Here is a 17,676-nt window from a genome sequence, read left to right on the forward strand (position 1 = left end):
ACACCCTCCGCTAAAAAGCCCTATTCCGAACTGCTTCGGATTATCCCGCTTCATTCATGCCGGTAAACTGGCCGCCATGAAATCAAAACCCGCTTCCATCGAAATTTTTAAACCTGGACGCCACGTCGCGATGAGCGGTGCTGCGTTCGATTTTTCCGAGTCCGACCTGGCTGCCACCGTCGCCGCGTACGATCCAGCCAAGCACGAAGCGCCGTTGGTGGTTGGGCATCCGAAATCCGACGATCCGGCCTATGGCTGGACACGCTCGATCGCGCTGGCCGAAGGCAAACTGGTCGCCACGCCGCGCGATGTCGATCCGGCGTTCGCCGAACTGGTCAACAGCCGTCGTTTTTCAAAAATTTCCGCATCGTTTTACCCGCCCGACAGCCCCGCAAATCCAGTACAGGGTGTGTATTACCTGCGCCATGTCGGATTTCTCGGCGCGCAACCGCCGGCCGTCAAGGGACTTAAAACCCCTTCGTTCGCCGATGCCGACAACGATTTTATTACGCTCGAATTTTCCGAGATCGAAACCACCCGCGAGGAATCCACCGCTATGACTCCCGAAGAAATCGCCGCCAAACAGGCGGAACTGGACCGGCGCGAAGCCGAGATTAAGGCGAAGGCCGACGCCAACGCGCAAAAAGACGCCGAGTTCGCCGAGCGCGAAAACCGAATCAAGGCCGCCGAAGCCAAGGCCAAAACCGACGAAATCAACCAGTTTGTCGACGGCCTGGTGAAGGCGGGCAAGGTGCTGCCGAAAGATCAATCGAATTTGGTAGCGTTTATGTCAGCCGAAAATCCGGGCGATGCGATCGATTTCGCCGAAGACGGCCAGGTCGTCAAAAAGACCGGCGCGGAATGGCTGCGCGGCTTCCTGTCCGGCCTGCAGAAACAGGTCGAGTTCGGCGAAATCGACAAGCCTGGCACACAAACTGCCGCGACGGCCGACGATCAGGCGATCGCACGCCGAGCGCGAGAATACAAGGTCCGCATGGATAAGGCGGGGGAAAACATCAGTTTCGCCGAGGCCGTGGACGCGGTGCGGGCGAATAAAGACGGAGCGCAAGCATGAGAAACGAAGGCTTGATCAAAAATTTTACCGCCCAAGGCGCGATCTCGGCCTACCGCATCGCCAAGTTCGGCTCGGCCGACGGCACCGTGGTCGCGGCCGCCGCCGTCTCCGATCTGTTGCTTGGCGTCGCCACCCGTGTGCCGGCGGACGCCTCCGGCGACCGCGTGGACATCGTGCTGAACGGCATCGCCGAGGTCGAGTATGGCGGCAACGTGACCCGCGGCGCCAAATTGACCGCCGACGCCAGCGGCAAGGCCGTGGCGGCGGCGCCGGCGGCCGGTACCAACAACCAAATCATCGGCATCGCCATGGTCTCCGGCGTGTCCGGCGACATCGGCTCTGTGCTGATCATTCCATCCGTATTGCAAGGCTAAGCCATGACCACTACCGCACCATTCACCATTCAGCCGCGCCTGACCCAAATCGCGATGGCGGTCAAGCCGGAAGGCATGATCGCCGATCTGGTTTGCCCGCGCATCCCGGTCGAAAGCGAGAAATTCATTTATTCAAAATTGATTTCGTCCGATCTGTTTTCGATTCCGGAAACCGAAATCGGCCGTAAATCGCTTGCGAACGAAGTCGAGTTCGGCGCGACTGATATTACCGATTCGATCCTCGATTATGCCTTGGACGATTTCGTCCCGTACCGCGACACGCAAACCGCACAAGCTGCCGGTGCGAATATCGATCCTCAGTCGGTGGCGACCGAGGGCGTGGCGCTGCTGCTCGATTTGTCCCGCGAAAAGCGCGTTTCCGATCTGTATTTCACGCTCAATAACTTCGATTCCACGCTGCGCACGACATTGTCGGGCACTTCGCAATGGAGCGATTACACCAACTCCGATCCGTACACGGCGATCATGGCCATGTTCGATTTGATGCTGGTGCGGCCGAACATTGGTATTTTTGGCCGGGCCACCTGGATCAAGTTGCGCAGCCATCCGAAAATCATCGCCGCCGTGCTCAACGCCAGCGGTGGCCAAGGCGGCCTGACCGCGACCGGTGTCGCCAGTAAACAGGCGGTAGCCGATCTGCTGGAACTGGATGCGATCTATGTCGGCGAGAGTTTTTACAACGCCGCCAAAAAAGGTCAAACCGCCAGCTATGCGCGGCTGTGGGGCAAGCATGCCTCGTTCCTGCGCATCGACCGCAACGTGCGCACCGTGCGCGGCATGGCCATGCCGACGTTCGCCTTTACCGCGCAGTGGCAAAACCGGTTTGCCGGCACCATCCAGGACCCGAAGCGCGGCATCCGCGGCGGCACCACGGTGCGCGTCGGCGAGCAGGTGAAAGAGCTGATCTCGTATACCGAGGCCGGTTGCCACTTCCACGACGCTGTCGCTTAAGGGGGCGTAATGGCAGCCACGATCTACATCGTAAAAGACACAGTCGATATCGACGGCAAACGCTATGCGGCCGGCGATAAGCCCAAGCTCGAATTGCGGCCGGAACAAGAAGGTCGGCTGGTTGAGCTGGGCGTGATCGAATTGCCGCCGAAAACAAAAACCGAGCCGAAGGATAACGGCGACGGCGGCGCCAAAACCGGCGACAAGTAACCGATGAGCTACTGCACACGGGATGATTTGATCACCGCATTCGGCGAGACGGAATTGATCCAGCTAACCGATCGCAATAATGCAGGCGTGATCGACACATCGGTATTGTCGGTCGCACTGGCCAAGGCCGATGCCGACATCAATCGGCGTCTGCGTGCCAAAGGCTGGCCGCTGCCGTTGGTATCGGTCAGTGAAGATCTAAATAATCTCGCCAAGGATTTGTCCCGGTTTCATCTGCACGACAACGTGATTCCGGAAGTGGTGCAGAAAGCGTACGACCGCGCGATAAAAGCGCTGGACGATTACGCGAAGGGATTGTTGCAGCTCGACATCGGCCTGCCGGACACATCACCAGCCTCCGCGGGGGATGTGGACTTTACTGAGCGCGAGCGGATTTTTAGCGAAAATTCGCTGGCTGGGTTTTAGCCGATGCCGACCCTGCGCGCCCTGGTCGAGTCCCGGATCAAAGATGAGGTGGCCGATTTTCGCGAAGTGGGCGGAGCGGCCGGTCTCGGCAACATTCTGGCCGGCCGCATCGCCGCATCCGGGTGCTATGTGTACCAGGAAGGCTCGGACGCCGCCGCCAACAAAATGGTCAACATCGTTTCGCAACGCGAAACGGTCCAGCTGGCGGTGGTGATTACGGTTAAAAACGTGCAGGACGCCCGCGGCGGCGATGCCGACGATGTCAGCCAGTCGCTGCGCGACAGCGTCCGCGCCGCGTTGCTCGGCTGGGAGCCTGAGGGCTACGAAATGATAGAGAAAGTCGGACACAAACTGATTTCGTTCGCCAACGGCTATCTCATCACCAAAGACGTGTACCGCACTGCGCATCAACTTCGATCAATTTAAGGCAACACACATGCAAGATCAATACAACGGCCAGGCTGGCACATTCATCGTCGATCCAGAAAAAGGCGAGCGCGTGCCGATCGAACAATGGCGGGCCGAACAGGAAGAAAAAGCGGCGGCGGCAAAGCCGAAAACTCAAAAAAACGAACAGCCGGAGGCTAAATAATGGCATTAGCACAGCGTAAGCGAGTCATCCTCGCGAAACTCGAAACCACCTACGGCAGCGATATTACGCCAGCCGCCGCCGACGCGATTCTGTGCCGCAACCTGGATATTAGCCCGCTTGAGGGAAGTCAGGTTGAGCGAGATTTTATTCGCCCATATTTCGGATCATCAGGCGCCATTCGTGTCGAAAATTATGTATCCATGACTTTTGAAACCGAGCTGGCTGGATCCGGAGCCGCCGGTACAGCGCCAGAATGGGGCACGTTGATGAAGGCGTGCAATTTTTCCGAAACCATTACCGCCGCCGCAATTACCGGCACCGCGCAGGCGCCAGGTACTGCGACATCGATCAAGCTGGCGGCCGGCGCCTCGGCTGTCGATGATTTCTATACCGGCATGTCTGTGTCGATCACCTCGGGAACCGGCAGCGGCCAGGCAGGCGAAATCATCGGCTATAACGGCACGACCAAGATCGCCACGATAGCAAAGCCGTGGACAACCCCGCCGGATGCGACCAGCCAATACAGCATTGGCGCCAACGTCGTATATCTGCCGAATAGCAACTTTGGCACGGCCGTCGCCAGCACATCGGCGACGATCTACTTCAACGTTGACGGCGTGCGTCATATCATGCTGGGAGCGCGCGGGTCGTGTGCGTTCGAAATGTCGGCGAAACAATTGCCGGTTATCAAGTGGTCATTTACCGGCCTGCTCGGCACCATCGCCGACGCCGCGCTTCCGGCCGCCGACTTTACCGGCTGGCAAGCGCCGATAACGGTTTCGACCGCAAACACCACCGACTTGAATTTGCTCGGCTACAACGGGGCTGTGTTACAAACGCTGAATTTCGACATGGCCAACCAGGTCGCCTACCGGCAATTAGTAGGTGCCGAATCTGTACTGATCACCGACCGCAAACCAACCGGCAATCTGTCGATCGAGGCCGTCAGCGTGGCGACAAAAGACTGGTGGACATCGGTAAAAAATGCGATGACCGGCGTTTTCGCGGTGAAGCATGGCCAGACCGCCGGCAATATCATCGGCGTGACCGCGCCGAAAGTGCAGATGATGAGCCCGAAATATTCGGACAGCGACGGCGTGACGATGCTCGATGCGCAGCTGGCGTTCATCCCGTCGAGTGCCAGCGGCAACGACGAAATCCGGATTTGCTGCAAGTAACTATCAATAAAACTGCGTTTGCTCCCGACATCGATGTCGGGAGCAAACAGAAGCAATACGCCGCGACGAACGGCATCTCATGAGAAAAGAACATTATGTTTAAGCTCGATACATCCGGGACCTATAAGTGGCCCGTAGAATTTATTACGATCGATCAGGATGGCAATACCGCCGATCAGGAGTTTACGGGAATCTTCAAGCGGCTGCCGCGCGAAGAAGTGATCAAAATGAGCCGGCCCGTCGACGATAACGGCTCATCTGTAACTGTTGATAACCTGAAAAAATTACGCGATCTGGCCGCGAAAGAGCAAAAAGAGGACGTGATCGACGAAATCGACGACCTCATTGACAGGTTAACGGCCATAAAACCCGCGGAAGAGGTTCTGGATTCCGACGTGGAAACCATAACGAAGTATTTAGTCGGCTGGGAGGGCGTCGATATTAACGGCGATACGTCATTCAGTCCGGAGAATCTCAGGTTGTTGCTCAACGGTGTGCCTCATATCTTTTTAAAAATCACCCAGGCGTTTTACCAATCTGCCATGGGGGAACATAAAAGAAAAAACTCAAAGAAGCCGCGGAGCACTGGGCGATAGGCGGCAAGGATGACGGCAAGGTGCTGGCCGAGGATGCCGAGGTTCTCGGCATCCAGTTGCCGAAAGAAGACGCGGAAGACGAGGAAGACCCGGAATTTCCGGTCGATCCAGATAACTGGGACGCTGTTGAGGCATTTTGCCGTTGCGCAACCCAGTGGCATTACGGGCCAATGGGCGGAGTTTTAGGGATGAATTATCCGGGCGTTAAATGTGTATTGGAGTTAACGCAGAAGAAAGCCAAACGTGGCGAGCTTTTCACGGCGATTCAGGTTATGGAGCGCGCGGCGATGGCGGTAATGAACAGGAAATCTAACTGAGAGTATGGCGGACGATATTGTTTTAGGCGTTAAGATCAAGATCGATGGGCGCGAGGTCGATGGCCAGGTGCGCTTGCTTACGGATGATCTCAATCGCCTCACTCAAGCGCAACAAAACCAAGCCAATGCAGCCCAGCAAAGCGCAGCCCAAACCGGGGGGATGCTGAATACTTTGCGCGGCACATTACGCGAGTTCGCGGTTGGCGTGGCCTCGGCATTCACTGTCAAGGCATTGTTCGATTTCGGTGTCCATATCATCAAAGTTAATTCGGAAATGGAGGATTTACGCGCGACGCTAACCTCTGTTACCGGCTCTGCTCAAGCATCGGCACAAGCATTTTCCACGATGCAGGATTTCGCGCGGGATACCCCGTTCGAGGTCAGAGCGTTGACCGATACGTTTATCAAGCTCCGTTCCTTCGGGCTGGAGCCGACAAACCAAACCATGTTGGCCATTACCAATCAGGCTAGCAAACTAGGTGCATCGACTGAAACGTTGAACGGAATTACCCTAGCCTTGGGGCAGGCATGGGCCAAGGGCAAACTACAAGGCGAGGAGATTTTGCAACTGGTCGAGCGTGGTGTTCCTGTCTGGGAGATATTGGCTAAAGCTACCGGCAAAAATTCTGCGGAGCTGCAAAAAATGTCGGAAAAAGGCGAGCTTGGCAGAGCGGCTATTCAGGAATTAACCGTCAAAATGGGAGAGCTTGCATCCGGAGCAAATGCAGATGCGGTCAACACCATCAGCGGTGCTGTCAGCAATTTTTCCGATGCCTGGATACGGCTTGAAGATAATTTGCTAAATTCTGACGCCGAAAATGCAATCAAGCGTTTCACGACGCGCGCGGCGGAAAATATCAGTTATCTTGCCGATATTTTGGATGAACTGAATGTAAAGCTGACCGGAATAAGTACGCCTAAGCTCGATGCGCGAATCTCCGAATCCGAACTGAAACGGATGTATGCCGACCTTGAACAGCAAAAGCTTAAGGTTCAGAACATCCAGGGCAGCGGCGGCCGTGGTCCAATATTCGACGCTTATTTGGCGCGGGAAAAGCAACAACTTGAAGATCTGCAAAAAACGATATCGGATAAAGTAGTTCAGCGATCGCTAGTTCTCGATCAATTCCGCGCACAGGAGCAGCGTGCACAGGAAGAAAGCAGTGCCCGCTTGAAAAAATCATTGAGCGAAAGCGCCGTGGCTACCGATGCTCATGTTAAATCATCAACCAGGGCGATCACGGCAGAACAGTCGCGACGTCGGGCGGTAATGGATACGATCGAAGCGATTAAGCAAGAAACAGCATTGATCGGATTGTCGGAAAAGGAGCGTTCGCGCGCGGTAGAACTGACCCACTCGCTGGCCAAGGCCAAGGGCGCCGAGGTCGAGGCGATCAAATCCGCGTTGCAGGCAAAGTGGGCCGAACTCGACGCCGATCAGCGCCGCAATGATATGTGGGCTGAAATGGTCGATCAGGCCAATGCATTGGATAAGCTGCACGATGATGCAGCCGAAGCGCAGCGCCTTGCAAAACTTGCCGAGGAATTAAGGCTTCAAGGAAAAACAAATGATGAGATACGCGAGCGAATTGCATTAGAAAAAGAACTAAAGGACACCATCGATAAAAATCCTGATCTTGATCCTAAGCAGGTCGAAGACTACGTCAGGCAGCGCAAATCGGCAGAAAAAACAATCAACGATGTTACGGATGGCGGCAGCCAGAAAACGGCGGATTTCATGGAGGCGGCATGGAAGCGTGCGGCGGAAAATATCCAGGATTCAATGGCGCAAATGTTCGAGAATCTGTTGAACGGCGACGCTTTAAAAAGCTTTTCTGACTTCTTCAACAATATACAAAATACAATATCCAAAACGCTGGGCCAAATCATGGCGCAGAATTTTCAGGGAATGATTAAGAAGGCATTTACTAATGGTGGCGGTGGAATTAATAGCCTTTTAGGTGACATCTTTTCGATGGGCAAGTCTGGCGGATTCAGCATGACTAGCATGAATGGCGGCGGATTTGGATGGGCTACTGTGGGAGCTTTGGCGAAAATGATCCCCGGCGCGGGCTCCGTCAACTGGCAAAACGGCCAGCAAAACAAATCGCTACAAACCGTGGTCGGCCTGGAAAATTCGGTTACCGATATGGTCGGCAACTTTTTCCCGCTGTTCAAGCTGATCGCGCCTTTAAAAAATATGGTGATGAACTTCGGCGCGAAATTGTTCCCTGGCCGCAAGCCGAGCTTGATCGGCCACATGCTCGGCCAGGCCTTCGGTCCGCTCGGCGACCTGCTCGGCACATTCCTGATGGGCGAGAAGATCCCGCAGCCGACCGAGTGGACGAAAGGCCGCTACAGCAACGGCAAAATGACGATCGGCAAGAGCGGCGCCGAGGAAGGCGGCAATAAGCAGAACACAATAGATTTCACGAAACAGTTCGGCGACATGGTCACCCGCCTCGGGCATCAACTGAACATGTCTTTCCGCGATTTCAATACGATGTTTACGCACCAACTGGACAAGACCGGTAAAGACCAGTTCGAGGGCGGACTGTTGGATAAGGGCGGCCAGTTTTGGGCGCGGCAGTTGAGCAGCGGCGGCAATTTTAAGACGCTGGCTGACGAAGCCGCGCTGGCCGTCATCAAGCGTAATCGTGCCGGCCAGGATGATCTGCATTACCGCGAAGCGATTCGAGATAGCAAATCGCTGAAGCAGTTGTCGAAAGCTATCGAGAAAATTGATAGCATCGGCCTGGCCGTTGGAGAATACGGGCAGGCATTGCAGCAATTGAAAGAGATCAATGCGCAATTTGACGATATGGCTATCAAGGCGAAAAAATACCGCTTCGCCGAGGCCGACATCGAGGCGGCCCGCCAGCGTGCGATCGCGGCGCTGAAAAACGACACGCTCACCGCCTTCCGCCAGTTAGCCGGCCTTGGCCCAACGCTGGCCGCGCAGCTTGGCGCGCTGAACGATCAGTTAATTGCGCTGGAGGCCAACGCCCGGTCGCTAAAAATCGCCGAGAGCGAATTGACGGGGCTGCGCGCGAAGGCGATTGCCCAGGCCAGGGAACAATATCTGGCGCCGCTGACCGATGCGACGAGTTCGATTGCGGATCAAATCGCCACGCTGACCGGGGCGCTGCCGACGCCGGAGGATACCGCGCCGCTCTACGAACTGTTGAAGCAGTCTACCGACCCGACCGAACAAGCGCGCTATATCGCCCGCATCCAGTCGGCGCTGACCCGCCGCTACAATATCGAGATTGCCGCGATCAACAAGACCGCGCAAGCGGTTGGCAGTCTGCGTGATTTTGTCGATAGCCTGAAGCTGAGCAATTTAAGCCCGCTCGATCCGGAGCAGCGGTTGCGCGAGGCGCAAGGCCAGTACGGCACTGACCTATTAAAAGCGCAGGCCGGCGATCAGGCCGCGCTCGGCCGTCTGGCCGGCAGCGCGCAGGCGTATCTGACCGAGGCGCGCAGTTATTACGCTTCATCGCCGCAATATGCCGAGATATTCGCTAATGTATCGAGCACGTTGAACAGTTTCGGCGACTCCCTGGGTGGTAATGCCGACGCGGAAGATGCGGCATCGGCGGCTGCGAATCAGTTGGCAGGCAGCCTGCAAAGCCTTGCCGATCTGATCGCCAGCATCGTAGCGCAGCAAGGCAGCGCCTTCGATCAACAAGCTGGCGATAATTTGCAACCCGTTACCGGCCCAACCAAGAACTTTCAGGACATAACCGAAGAGCAGATGGCCGCGAATATCGACGCGCTGCCTGACTCCGCGACAAAAGCGCAGAAGGCGGCTGTCAAGGCGGCCAATGCGCTGCTGGCTAAACAGATCAAAGCCTGGTTGTTCGGCGGTGACGATGAACTGCAAAAGACGCAGGCTTATCAAGAGCTGACCGGCGCGATTCAGGAACTGAAGGCGCAAATCAATGCCGCGCCCAAGAACGATCCGAATCGCGGTTATATGACGGCGCAATTGTCCGGGCTGACGGCACAGCGAAAGGCGCTCGGCAAGGTCAAGTTTAAGGAGCGAGGCGGCTGGACATCGGGCATGACGGTCGTCGGCGAAAACGGCCCAGAGCTGATCGACTTCGAGCGCCCGACTCGCGTGCAAAACCACCGGCAAACACAGGCGATCATCGCGGGCGGTAATGATGCGGTGATTGCCGAGCTGAGAAAGACAAACGCCGAACTGACGGCGCTGGTGAAATTGCAGGTGGCGGCGAATCAGGCGCTGGTCGACCGGCTGGACAGGCTTGCCGCCAGCATGGGCGCGATGGAGCGCAAGACGCGTCTGGGGTCCGCCGCATGATGATCTACCTGGCGGAAGTTACCGCCTACAATCTGAATACATCGTCGGTTGAGACGCTGCGCTTCTGTTCCGGCACCGGCTACATCGACAACGCGACAGGCAACTATTACGAGCCGCACATCGAGCAGCCGGCGTTGATACGCCGCGAGATTTTCGCGGATGGACAGATTGGCGGCGCGGCGCAATCGAGCTATGGCGAGATGACGCTGGTCAATAGCGACGGCGGACTCGATTATCTGGCGCATTATGCGGTTGACGGACGCGACATGATTATCAAGGTTGGCGACGATACGGCGGCCTATTCCAGTTTTGTGACCGTGCTGAAAGGGATCATGGAGCAGATCGCGCTGGAATGGGAGCGTGCTTCATTTCGTCTGCGCGATCGCATGACCGCGCTGACCAAGCCGTTGCAAACATCTGTCTATGCCGGCAGCAACGCGCTACCGAACGGCCTGGAGGGTGCGGCCGAGCTGAAAGATACGCCGAAGCCGCTATTCTACGGCCGCGTGCACAATATCGCGCCAATGTTGGTGAACAGTAGCCGACTGATCTACCAGATCACCACAGGTACGCTGGCCGAGGTCGTCAACGTATTCGATAAGGGCTCGTATTTAGGGCGTGGAGCTGATTACGCAAGCCAGGCCGACATGGAGGCGAACGCGCCGTCCGCTGGCTATTTTCGAGTTTGGAAGGCCGGCGGCCTATTTCGTCTCGGTAGTCCATCGGCCGGACAGATCACTTGTGTTGCATGGCAATCCAGCGCTATCGAAGACTGCACCGCCGCGCAAATCGCCTATGATCTGGCGACAGGCCCTGGCGGCATCTCATCGGGCGATACGGTCGCCGCCGACTATACGACGCTGGACGGCCAGAATGCCGGTAGCGTTGGGTTGTGGGTGACAGACGGGATGACTGTATCCGAGGCGCTCGATCAGGTTTGCGCGAGCGTCGGCGCCTGGTGGGGATTTGACCAGCTTGGCCGCTTCCGCGTCTCCCGGTTCGATGCGCCGTCCGGATCGCCGGTCGCCACACTAACCGACATCGAGATATTGAATATCGAGCGCGAGGTGGCCAGCCTGAACGGACTTGCGGTGCCGGCATGGCAGATCACGCTGACATACGACATCAACCATACCGTTCAGTCCGGCGACGTGCTGGCCGGCGTGGTGCCAGCAGACCGCCGCAACTGGCTTGAGAAACCCAGCCGACAGACGATTGCACGGGACGCATCGGTTAAGACCGCGCATCTCTTGGCGCAGGAGGTCAATTATGAAACCCTGCTCACCGGTGTCGGCAATGCCGCTCCGGAGGCAGATCGCCGCCTGGGCTTGTTTAAAGTGGAGCGAGAAATCTACAACATTGAGGCGCGCGTTAATGCGGAACTGCTGGCCGCGCTCGATTTGGGTGTCGTGGTGTTCGTGCAGATCGCACGATTCGAATTAGATTTAGGAAAGTTGCTGCGGGTGATCGGCCTCGAATCGAATTATCAAAACAACAGCGTGAATCTTAGGGTCTGGGGATGAAGAACCTGAAGCTTGGCTACAACAATCTGATCGACTCGGCTACCCTGTCGGGCGGAAGCTGGAATGCGTCGCTGCCGCTGGCGAACCTGCAGAGCCGGATTTTATCGAAAGTCGCGCGCGCGACAAACGCTTTGGCTGCCTCGACCCTGATCAACATCGACCTCGGCGGCGCCAAGGCGGTGCAGGCGTTCGGCGCGATCCGTACCAACATCTCGGCGAGCGGCGCAACCTATCGGCTGCGCGGCTCGAATGACAATACATTCGCCACCAGTCTCTACGATTCCGGCACAACATCCGCCAACGCGCAGACGCCTGATCTGATCCTTGGCCTCGATAGCGCGGTCACCGCTCGGTACTGGCGGCTTGAGATTGTCGATACGTCGAACGTGGCCGGCTATGTGCAAATCGGCAGGCTGTTTATCGGCCCGGCCCTGGCGCCGGCGGATAATTACTCGAAAGGCGCCGAGATAGGCTATCAGAACAACACGGCGGTATCGCGATCGGTTGGCGGCGTTAAGTATTTCGACCGCAAGCCCGGCGAGCGCGTGTTCTCGTTCAAGCTTGATTGGATGACCGAGGCCGAGGCATTGGGCCAGACGTTGGAATTGCAGAAAATCTGCGGCATTGACGGTGAGGTGTTGCTGGTCGTCGATCCGTCCGACACGACATATAATCAGAAACGGCACTTTCTCGGCACGCTGCAACAGCTGTCAATGATTGAAAATCCGTATTTGACTAACTATCAGGCCGCATTTAACGTAGTTGAGGTTGCCGCCTGATGGCGCTGTATAAAGATGCTTCCGGCCAGCTTGTTATTGCCGCGTCGCTGCCGCCGGGCGGTGCTAGCGTATTGCCCGCTGCTTCCGGCAATCTGGTCGATACTGCGCCCTGGCTGCGCGCGCTTGATTCGAATAATGGATCGGACTGGCATCCCGCAAATTATTACGGCGCCAGCGGCGAGGCGACCGATGCGTTGTCAGGATTTCTGACGCGGCCGGCGGTTACGCTGCCTGCCAACGCGTCTGGCGTTGTCTCCGATTTTACCCAGGCATCTGGCGACTTTCTTGTGTTCATGGGGGGGGCTGACGTTACGGCGAATTGCTCTTTCTCAAGTTCTGGCGCGACCAATCTAACCGCAAGTATCAACAGTGCAGGCGCGTACTCGGCGACGGCCATGTCGGCAGCCATCGGGTCTATCACTTTCACCGCGACATACAAAAACGCGAGCTTGGCTTTGTTGTTCACCGTGGCAAAAGCGACCGCTGGAGCCGCCGGAGGCTCGGGGGCCGATGGCACGCGTGGCAGTGGAGAATTCTATACGTCGGGATCTTTGTGGAACGATGCGACCGCCAATAGCGCTGTAACCGCCATCTATCCTGCCGGAAAAGTCTACGGTGATACGGTGACTATCAGTAATGGTAGCACCTTCGCGATGACAAAATATTGGAACGGTTCGGCATGGGTCGCGCCGGGAACTGTTATCGATGGCAATCTTCTGGTTTCGGGCAGCGTCTCGGCGGCTAAGATTAACGCTAATGGGCTGTCAATTCGCGATCCCTCCGGCAATATCATATTAAATGCGGGTGGGATGTCTAATGTTCTTGACTGGGCTGCGCTGGCGAGTAGACCCGGAAATTTGTCGGCGTTAACGGGCGCTGAAAACATCAAAAATAACCTGATCAGCATCAACAGCGCCGGCGTGCTATCGGGCGCCGGTGGCGGATCTGTGACATACGCAGGTCTGGGCGGCAAGTCAATGGGGCAGATTGATCAGTTAACCAGCTTTAATATCAGCACTTATATTGCGAGCGCCGCGATAGGCTCATTGCAAGTTGCTGGAGGGGCAATCACTGCGCCCGAATCCGCGTCTGGAGGCCCTACCACAATCACTGCTAAAAATGTGGAGCAACTGGCGTTGACGCTGACGCCAGTGTCTGTGGATTTGGCGATCAATCGCATTATTCTGATTACGCTGGAGATTTCCACTACAGATTCAGACCCAGGGTATGTGACATTGGTGTTGCGGCGAGGCGCGTCAAACACGCTAGTCGAGGGGTGGGCATTTGATATTTCTGGGCGGCAAAATCTGGGTAGCCATTCGATTACATTTACAGTCTCGAAAACAGTGTCATACATTGCCAATAATACGGACCAGCTAAAAGTTTATGTCCAAGCCAGTGATGGATCCGGAACTCATATTTGGGCATCCACTCCAGGGCTTGACGTGACAACCACATTGATCTGTTTTACGGGAAAGCGATAATGAATGTAGGGCTGACATTTTATAACGAGGAAGGAAAAATCATCTGCACTTATTCGGGGCAGAATCCGCAGGGCCAAAAATCGGCTTTGTCGGAATACTCATGGATAGAAGGAGAATTCCACGGCGATGAAATGTATGTCGAATTTGAGACGCCCATTCTGCGGCCCACACAGGCTACAATTATCGATAAGACTACAATAACAGCCGACTGTCTTGATGCGGCGACGCTTACCGGTGTGCCCGATGGCGCAGTATTTTCCGCTTCGAATGTTGATACAGGTGAAAGCGTGTCTGGTCCGATTAGCGGCAGCGATACTTTCAGCACATCGATAGCCGGTACGTATGCATTGCGCATTTCGTGTTGGCCTTATTTGGATTGGCAGGAGACAGTCAATGCCGTTTAAGATCGACCGCGCGTTGGATCAGCTGAAGGCTGAATCAATCGCGCGTATCAATGCAAAGACTGGCGATATCATCAACGCCCGAATGCCGTTCTGGCGGCAGCTAAATAACATGACCAGGGTGATGGAGTTGCAAGATCGTGGAAAGTCTCAATGGAGTCAGTCCGACCGGGCAGAACGGGATACTATTCAGTCCGGCTGGGATTGGATTAAATCAGTCAAATCGGTGTCGAATGTTGCGACAGCAGCGGTTAAGGCAGCGCAAGATTATCAGCAGGTTTACGCTGCCGAAAAAAGCTATTTTGATTCGATTAGTTCTACAATGAGCAATTAAGTTTTAATATGCGCAAACCGTAAGTGTGCCATTTATCGCGCAATTCCATGCTCATTTATCTCGCCGCGCTTCATCATGGCCGAAGAATTGGCGGACATTATCGGCAAACGGCATTATCTGAAGCAAAAGGCCAAAGAGTCCCACGCCAAACGGTCTCAGGTGGCGATGGAATGAAATCTGACAAAGTAGAATTAATAGGCGAATCTGTGGGCTAGACCCTTCATTCCAAAAGTCTGCCGCTGGCCGAATGGATAATCGGATGATTTTGATGGATAATGGGGCGATATTTTTCTGATTCTTTCATCTGTTTACCCGTAATGAAAAAAAAACTAGAGGTATTGCTACGTCTGGCCGTCGTAAAACTGCAAAGCGATGGCGTACTGCCCCAGGATGTCGATCCGGCCATTAACATTGAACACAGCAAGGATTCCCTGCATGGCGATTTTGCATCGAATCTGGCACTGGTGCTGGCCAAACCGGCCAAATCAAATCCCCGTCAATTAGCCGAGGAAATAGTTGCGGCGCTGCCGCAGGACGACGCGGTCACTAAAGTTGAAATCGCGGGGCCTGGTTTCATCAATTTCTTCATCGATCCGATGGGCCAGTACGAAATTATCCGCACGATCCATGATAAGGGCTTTGAATTTGGTATAAGCAAAATTGGTGCCGGAAAACGGGTTCAAGTCGAATTCGTATCGGCGAATCCGACTGGTCCTCTGCATGTCGGCCATGGTCGTGGCGCGGCGTACGGTTCTGTCGTCGCCGACTTGCTTGCCGCGGTGGGTTTCGACGTTCACCGTGAATATTATGTGAACGATGCCGGCCGTCAGATGGACATTCTCGCGACGAGTATTTGGCTCAGATACCTCGAGGACTGCGGCGAAGTCATACATTTCCCGAGCAACGGCTATCGCGGCGAATATGTGCGCGACATTTCCTGGGCGATTCATAAAGCGTCTGGCGAAGACTTCCGCTTTCCGGTCGAGACAGTGTTCGAAAACATCCCGTCCGACGAAGCGCAAGGCGGCGACAAGGAAATCCATATCGATGCGTTGATCGCCAGGTGCAAGGAATTGCTCGGCAGCACGCATTACGAGCATTTTTTTCAGGCTGGCCTGAACAACATTCTGGACGACATCCGCGACGACTTGCAGGAGTTCGGTGTCGACTATCAGGAGTGGTTTTCGGAGCGTAGCCTGTTGGCAGACGATTCGGTCTCCAAGGCACTCGATCGGCTGCGCGCCGGTGGACATCTTTACGAACAGGACGGTGCAATCTGGTTTGCCTCGAGCCGATTGGGCGATGAAAAAGACCGCGTGGTGCTCCGCGAAAACGGCCAATATACCTATTTTGCGTCCGATATTGCCTATCACATGAACAAGTTGGATCGAGGCTTTGAGCAGATCATTAATATATGGGGAGCCGACCATCACGGTTACATTCCGCGGGTGAAGGCCGCGATGACCGCTCTCGGAGCCGATGCCTCCAAACTGAAAGTCTTGCTGGTGCAGTTCGCAACGCTGTACCGTGGCGAAGAAAAGGTGCAGATGTCGACCCGTTCCGGCGAGTTTGTTACGTTGAGGCAACTGCGCAACGAAGTCGGCAAGGATGCGGCTCGCTTCTTCTATGTGTTGCGCCGCTCCGAGCAGCACATGGATTTCGATTTGAAGCTGGCAACTTCCAAAACCAACGACAATCCGGTGTTTTATGTGCAATACGCTCATGCGCGGGTATGCAGCGTGTTCCGTCAGCTCGACGAGAAAGGGCTGGACAGGAATTTGCCCCTCGGCATGGAAAGCCTTGGCTTACTGAATGAAGAACACGAACTGAATCTGGTCGCAAAGCTGGCGCGCTATCCCGAGATCCTGGAACGCGCCGCGCTGCAACACGAACCGCATCAATTGATCCTGTATCTGCGCGAATTGGCGAACGATTTCCATGCCTACTACAACGCGCATAAGGTTTTGGTCGAGGACGCGCCACTGCGCAACGCCCGTTTGAATCTGATCGCCGCAGTCAGACAGGTGCTAGCTAACGGCTTGGGATTGTTGAGCATCACTACCCCTGAGACGATGTAACATGGCCAGAGACTACAAATACAGAGCACAGGACCCGCGCGGCGGCCGCAAGCCCAAGCAGAAAGACGGCATGTCGATATGGCGATGGATGCTGATCACTGCGTTGATCATAGGTTTCGTGGTTTTCCTGTTCTATGTCAGCAGCAAGGGCGCCAAACAAACCACTCCCCAGCAGGCCGCCAATTCGCCGGTTTCAGAAAAACCGGCTGACGGCTCGGCGGAAAAGCCGGCGGATAAAATCACACAAAAAGTCGAAGCGCCGCCCAAGCCCGAAGGTCCGCAATTTCATTTTTATCAGTATTTGCCTAAAAAAGAAACCGTCGTGCCCGATCATGAGATCAACACCCGCACGCGCGAGGAGCGGGTCGGCAAGGCCAAGGCGACTCACTATATTCTACAGGCGGGGGCTTCCAAAGAAGCTGTGGAAGCCGATAACCTGCGCGCCAAGCTGGCCTTGATGGGGATCGAATCCCGGATCGAAAAAACCAAGGTGGGCAGCGTAATCTGGCACCGCGTCGTGTTAGGTCCCTATACGCGGATGAGCAGCGTCAGCGTGATCCGTTCTCGCTTGCGGCAGAACGGCATCGATGTGATCGTAACCGAATTGGGCCAATGACCGGTTATTTGGTTTGATTGTCGAACTTCGTTGTCCAATTCGTGTTAAACGACTTCATATTTTTCCGCGCATTCAAAAAATCCTATGTTGGATCTGATTTCCTGATTAGTAAGATTCTTCAGCTTGCCGAAGCCGTTGCGCAGGGCGCGGGCCGATGGTCACAGCAGCAGCGAAGAGATGCATGGTCAGCGTTTCGAGATGGAAACGTCGGTTAAATGGGCAAACAAATGCCGCCAACTAGCGAATCCATATTTGGAGAAGGCGAGCGTCACTGAAGCTAGTGTCTAATTGCATAAGATAGAGATTGTATTTTTGATCTGGCTGCCAACGACTTCGCGTTTCTTCCAAACGAAAGGTTGCGCTCCCGTGTTGTAGGCAGCAATGTATTTCTCCA

General features: G+C 55.4%; 18 protein-coding genes and 1 pseudogene. 18 read left to right on the forward strand and 1 reads right to left on the reverse strand.

Going from position 1 to position 17,676, the window contains the following annotated elements:
• Positions 1 to 76: 76 nt before the first annotated feature.
• From U2W12_RS16445 to U2W12_RS16530, 18 genes are all read left to right on the forward strand, one after another.
• Positions 77 to 1,075: a hypothetical protein gene (locus U2W12_RS16445; protein ID WP_326501782.1), complete on the forward strand. Its 999-nt coding sequence runs from the start codon at positions 77 to 79 to the stop codon at positions 1,073 to 1,075.
• The gene (locus tag U2W12_RS16450; protein WP_326501783.1) at positions 1,072 to 1,449 is read left to right on the forward strand and encodes a capsid cement protein; all 378 of its coding nucleotides are present in this window, start codon (positions 1,072 to 1,074) and stop codon (positions 1,447 to 1,449) included. Before U2W12_RS16445 ends, U2W12_RS16450 begins: the two co-directional genes overlap by 4 nt.
• A gap of 3 nt (positions 1,450 to 1,452) precedes the next feature.
• Positions 1,453 to 2,421 carry a hypothetical protein gene (locus U2W12_RS16455; protein WP_326501784.1) on the forward strand — a complete coding sequence of 323 codons (969 nt, stop codon included), beginning with the start codon at positions 1,453 to 1,455 and terminating at the stop codon, positions 2,419 to 2,421.
• Between the two features lie 9 nt (positions 2,422 to 2,430).
• Positions 2,431 to 2,631, forward strand: a complete 201-nt coding sequence (locus U2W12_RS16460) for a hypothetical protein (protein ID WP_326501785.1) — start codon at positions 2,431 to 2,433, stop codon at positions 2,629 to 2,631.
• Between the two features lie 3 nt (positions 2,632 to 2,634).
• A complete protein-coding gene (locus tag U2W12_RS16465; RefSeq protein WP_326501786.1) occupies positions 2,635 to 3,057 on the forward strand; it encodes a DUF1320 domain-containing protein in 423 nt (140 codons plus the stop codon).
• Positions 3,058 to 3,060: 3 nt separating this feature from the next.
• Positions 3,061 to 3,483 carry a hypothetical protein gene (locus tag U2W12_RS16470; RefSeq protein WP_326501787.1) on the forward strand — a complete coding sequence of 141 codons (423 nt, stop codon included), beginning with the start codon at positions 3,061 to 3,063 and terminating at the stop codon, positions 3,481 to 3,483.
• A gap of 10 nt (positions 3,484 to 3,493) precedes the next feature.
• Positions 3,494 to 3,649 carry a hypothetical protein gene (locus U2W12_RS16475; RefSeq protein ID WP_326501788.1) on the forward strand — a complete coding sequence of 52 codons (156 nt, stop codon included), beginning with the start codon at positions 3,494 to 3,496 and terminating at the stop codon, positions 3,647 to 3,649.
• The gene (locus U2W12_RS16480) at positions 3,649 to 4,827 is read left to right on the forward strand and encodes a hypothetical protein (protein WP_326501789.1); all 1,179 of its coding nucleotides are present in this window, start codon (positions 3,649 to 3,651) and stop codon (positions 4,825 to 4,827) included. Before U2W12_RS16475 ends, U2W12_RS16480 begins: the two co-directional genes overlap by 1 nt.
• A 95-nt stretch (positions 4,828 to 4,922) precedes the next feature.
• Entirely contained in the window at positions 4,923 to 5,423 is a 501-nt protein-coding gene (locus U2W12_RS16485) for a phage tail assembly chaperone (protein ID WP_326501790.1), read from the forward strand.
• Between the two features lie 20 nt (positions 5,424 to 5,443).
• Entirely contained in the window at positions 5,444 to 5,740 is a 297-nt protein-coding gene (locus U2W12_RS16490; protein ID WP_326501791.1) for a DUF1799 domain-containing protein, read from the forward strand.
• Positions 5,741 to 5,744: 4 nt separating this feature from the next.
• Positions 5,745 to 10,067, forward strand: coding sequence for a tape measure protein (locus U2W12_RS16495; RefSeq protein WP_326501792.1), 4,323 nt, complete (start codon positions 5,745 to 5,747; stop codon positions 10,065 to 10,067).
• Positions 10,064 to 11,590, forward strand: a complete 1,527-nt coding sequence (locus U2W12_RS16500; protein ID WP_326501793.1) for a hypothetical protein — start codon at positions 10,064 to 10,066, stop codon at positions 11,588 to 11,590. The genes U2W12_RS16495 and U2W12_RS16500 overlap by 4 nt, the downstream gene beginning before the upstream one ends.
• Positions 11,587 to 12,369, forward strand: a complete 783-nt coding sequence (locus U2W12_RS16505; protein ID WP_326501794.1) for a hypothetical protein — start codon at positions 11,587 to 11,589, stop codon at positions 12,367 to 12,369. Before U2W12_RS16500 ends, U2W12_RS16505 begins: the two co-directional genes overlap by 4 nt.
• Positions 12,369 to 13,853, forward strand: coding sequence for a hypothetical protein (locus tag U2W12_RS16510; RefSeq protein ID WP_326501795.1), 1,485 nt, complete (start codon positions 12,369 to 12,371; stop codon positions 13,851 to 13,853). The genes U2W12_RS16505 and U2W12_RS16510 overlap by 1 nt, the downstream gene beginning before the upstream one ends.
• Positions 13,853 to 14,257 (forward strand): hypothetical protein, encoded by a 405-nt coding sequence (locus tag U2W12_RS16515; RefSeq protein ID WP_326501796.1) that lies wholly within the window; start codon positions 13,853 to 13,855, stop codon positions 14,255 to 14,257. Before U2W12_RS16510 ends, U2W12_RS16515 begins: the two co-directional genes overlap by 1 nt.
• On the forward strand, positions 14,247 to 14,588 hold the full coding sequence (locus U2W12_RS16520; protein WP_326501797.1) for a hypothetical protein: 342 nt from the start codon (positions 14,247 to 14,249) through the stop codon (positions 14,586 to 14,588). The genes U2W12_RS16515 and U2W12_RS16520 overlap by 11 nt, the downstream gene beginning before the upstream one ends.
• A 317-nt stretch (positions 14,589 to 14,905) precedes the next feature.
• Positions 14,906 to 16,666 (forward strand): arginine--tRNA ligase, encoded by a 1,761-nt coding sequence (gene argS, locus U2W12_RS16525; protein ID WP_326501798.1) that lies wholly within the window; start codon positions 14,906 to 14,908, stop codon positions 16,664 to 16,666.
• A 1-nt stretch (position 16,667) separates the two neighbouring features.
• Positions 16,668 to 17,282 carry an SPOR domain-containing protein gene (locus U2W12_RS16530; protein ID WP_326501799.1) on the forward strand — a complete coding sequence of 205 codons (615 nt, stop codon included), beginning with the start codon at positions 16,668 to 16,670 and terminating at the stop codon, positions 17,280 to 17,282.
• Positions 17,283 to 17,566: 284 nt separating this feature from the next.
• Here U2W12_RS16530 and U2W12_RS16535 read toward each other — a convergent pair.
• Positions 17,567 to 17,676: pseudogene (locus tag U2W12_RS16535) on the reverse strand (IS630 family transposase); the annotation flags it as partial.

Source organism: Methylomicrobium sp. Wu6 (assembly GCF_035916875.1).
Lineage (GTDB): Bacteria > Pseudomonadota > Gammaproteobacteria > Methylococcales > Methylomonadaceae > Methylomicrobium.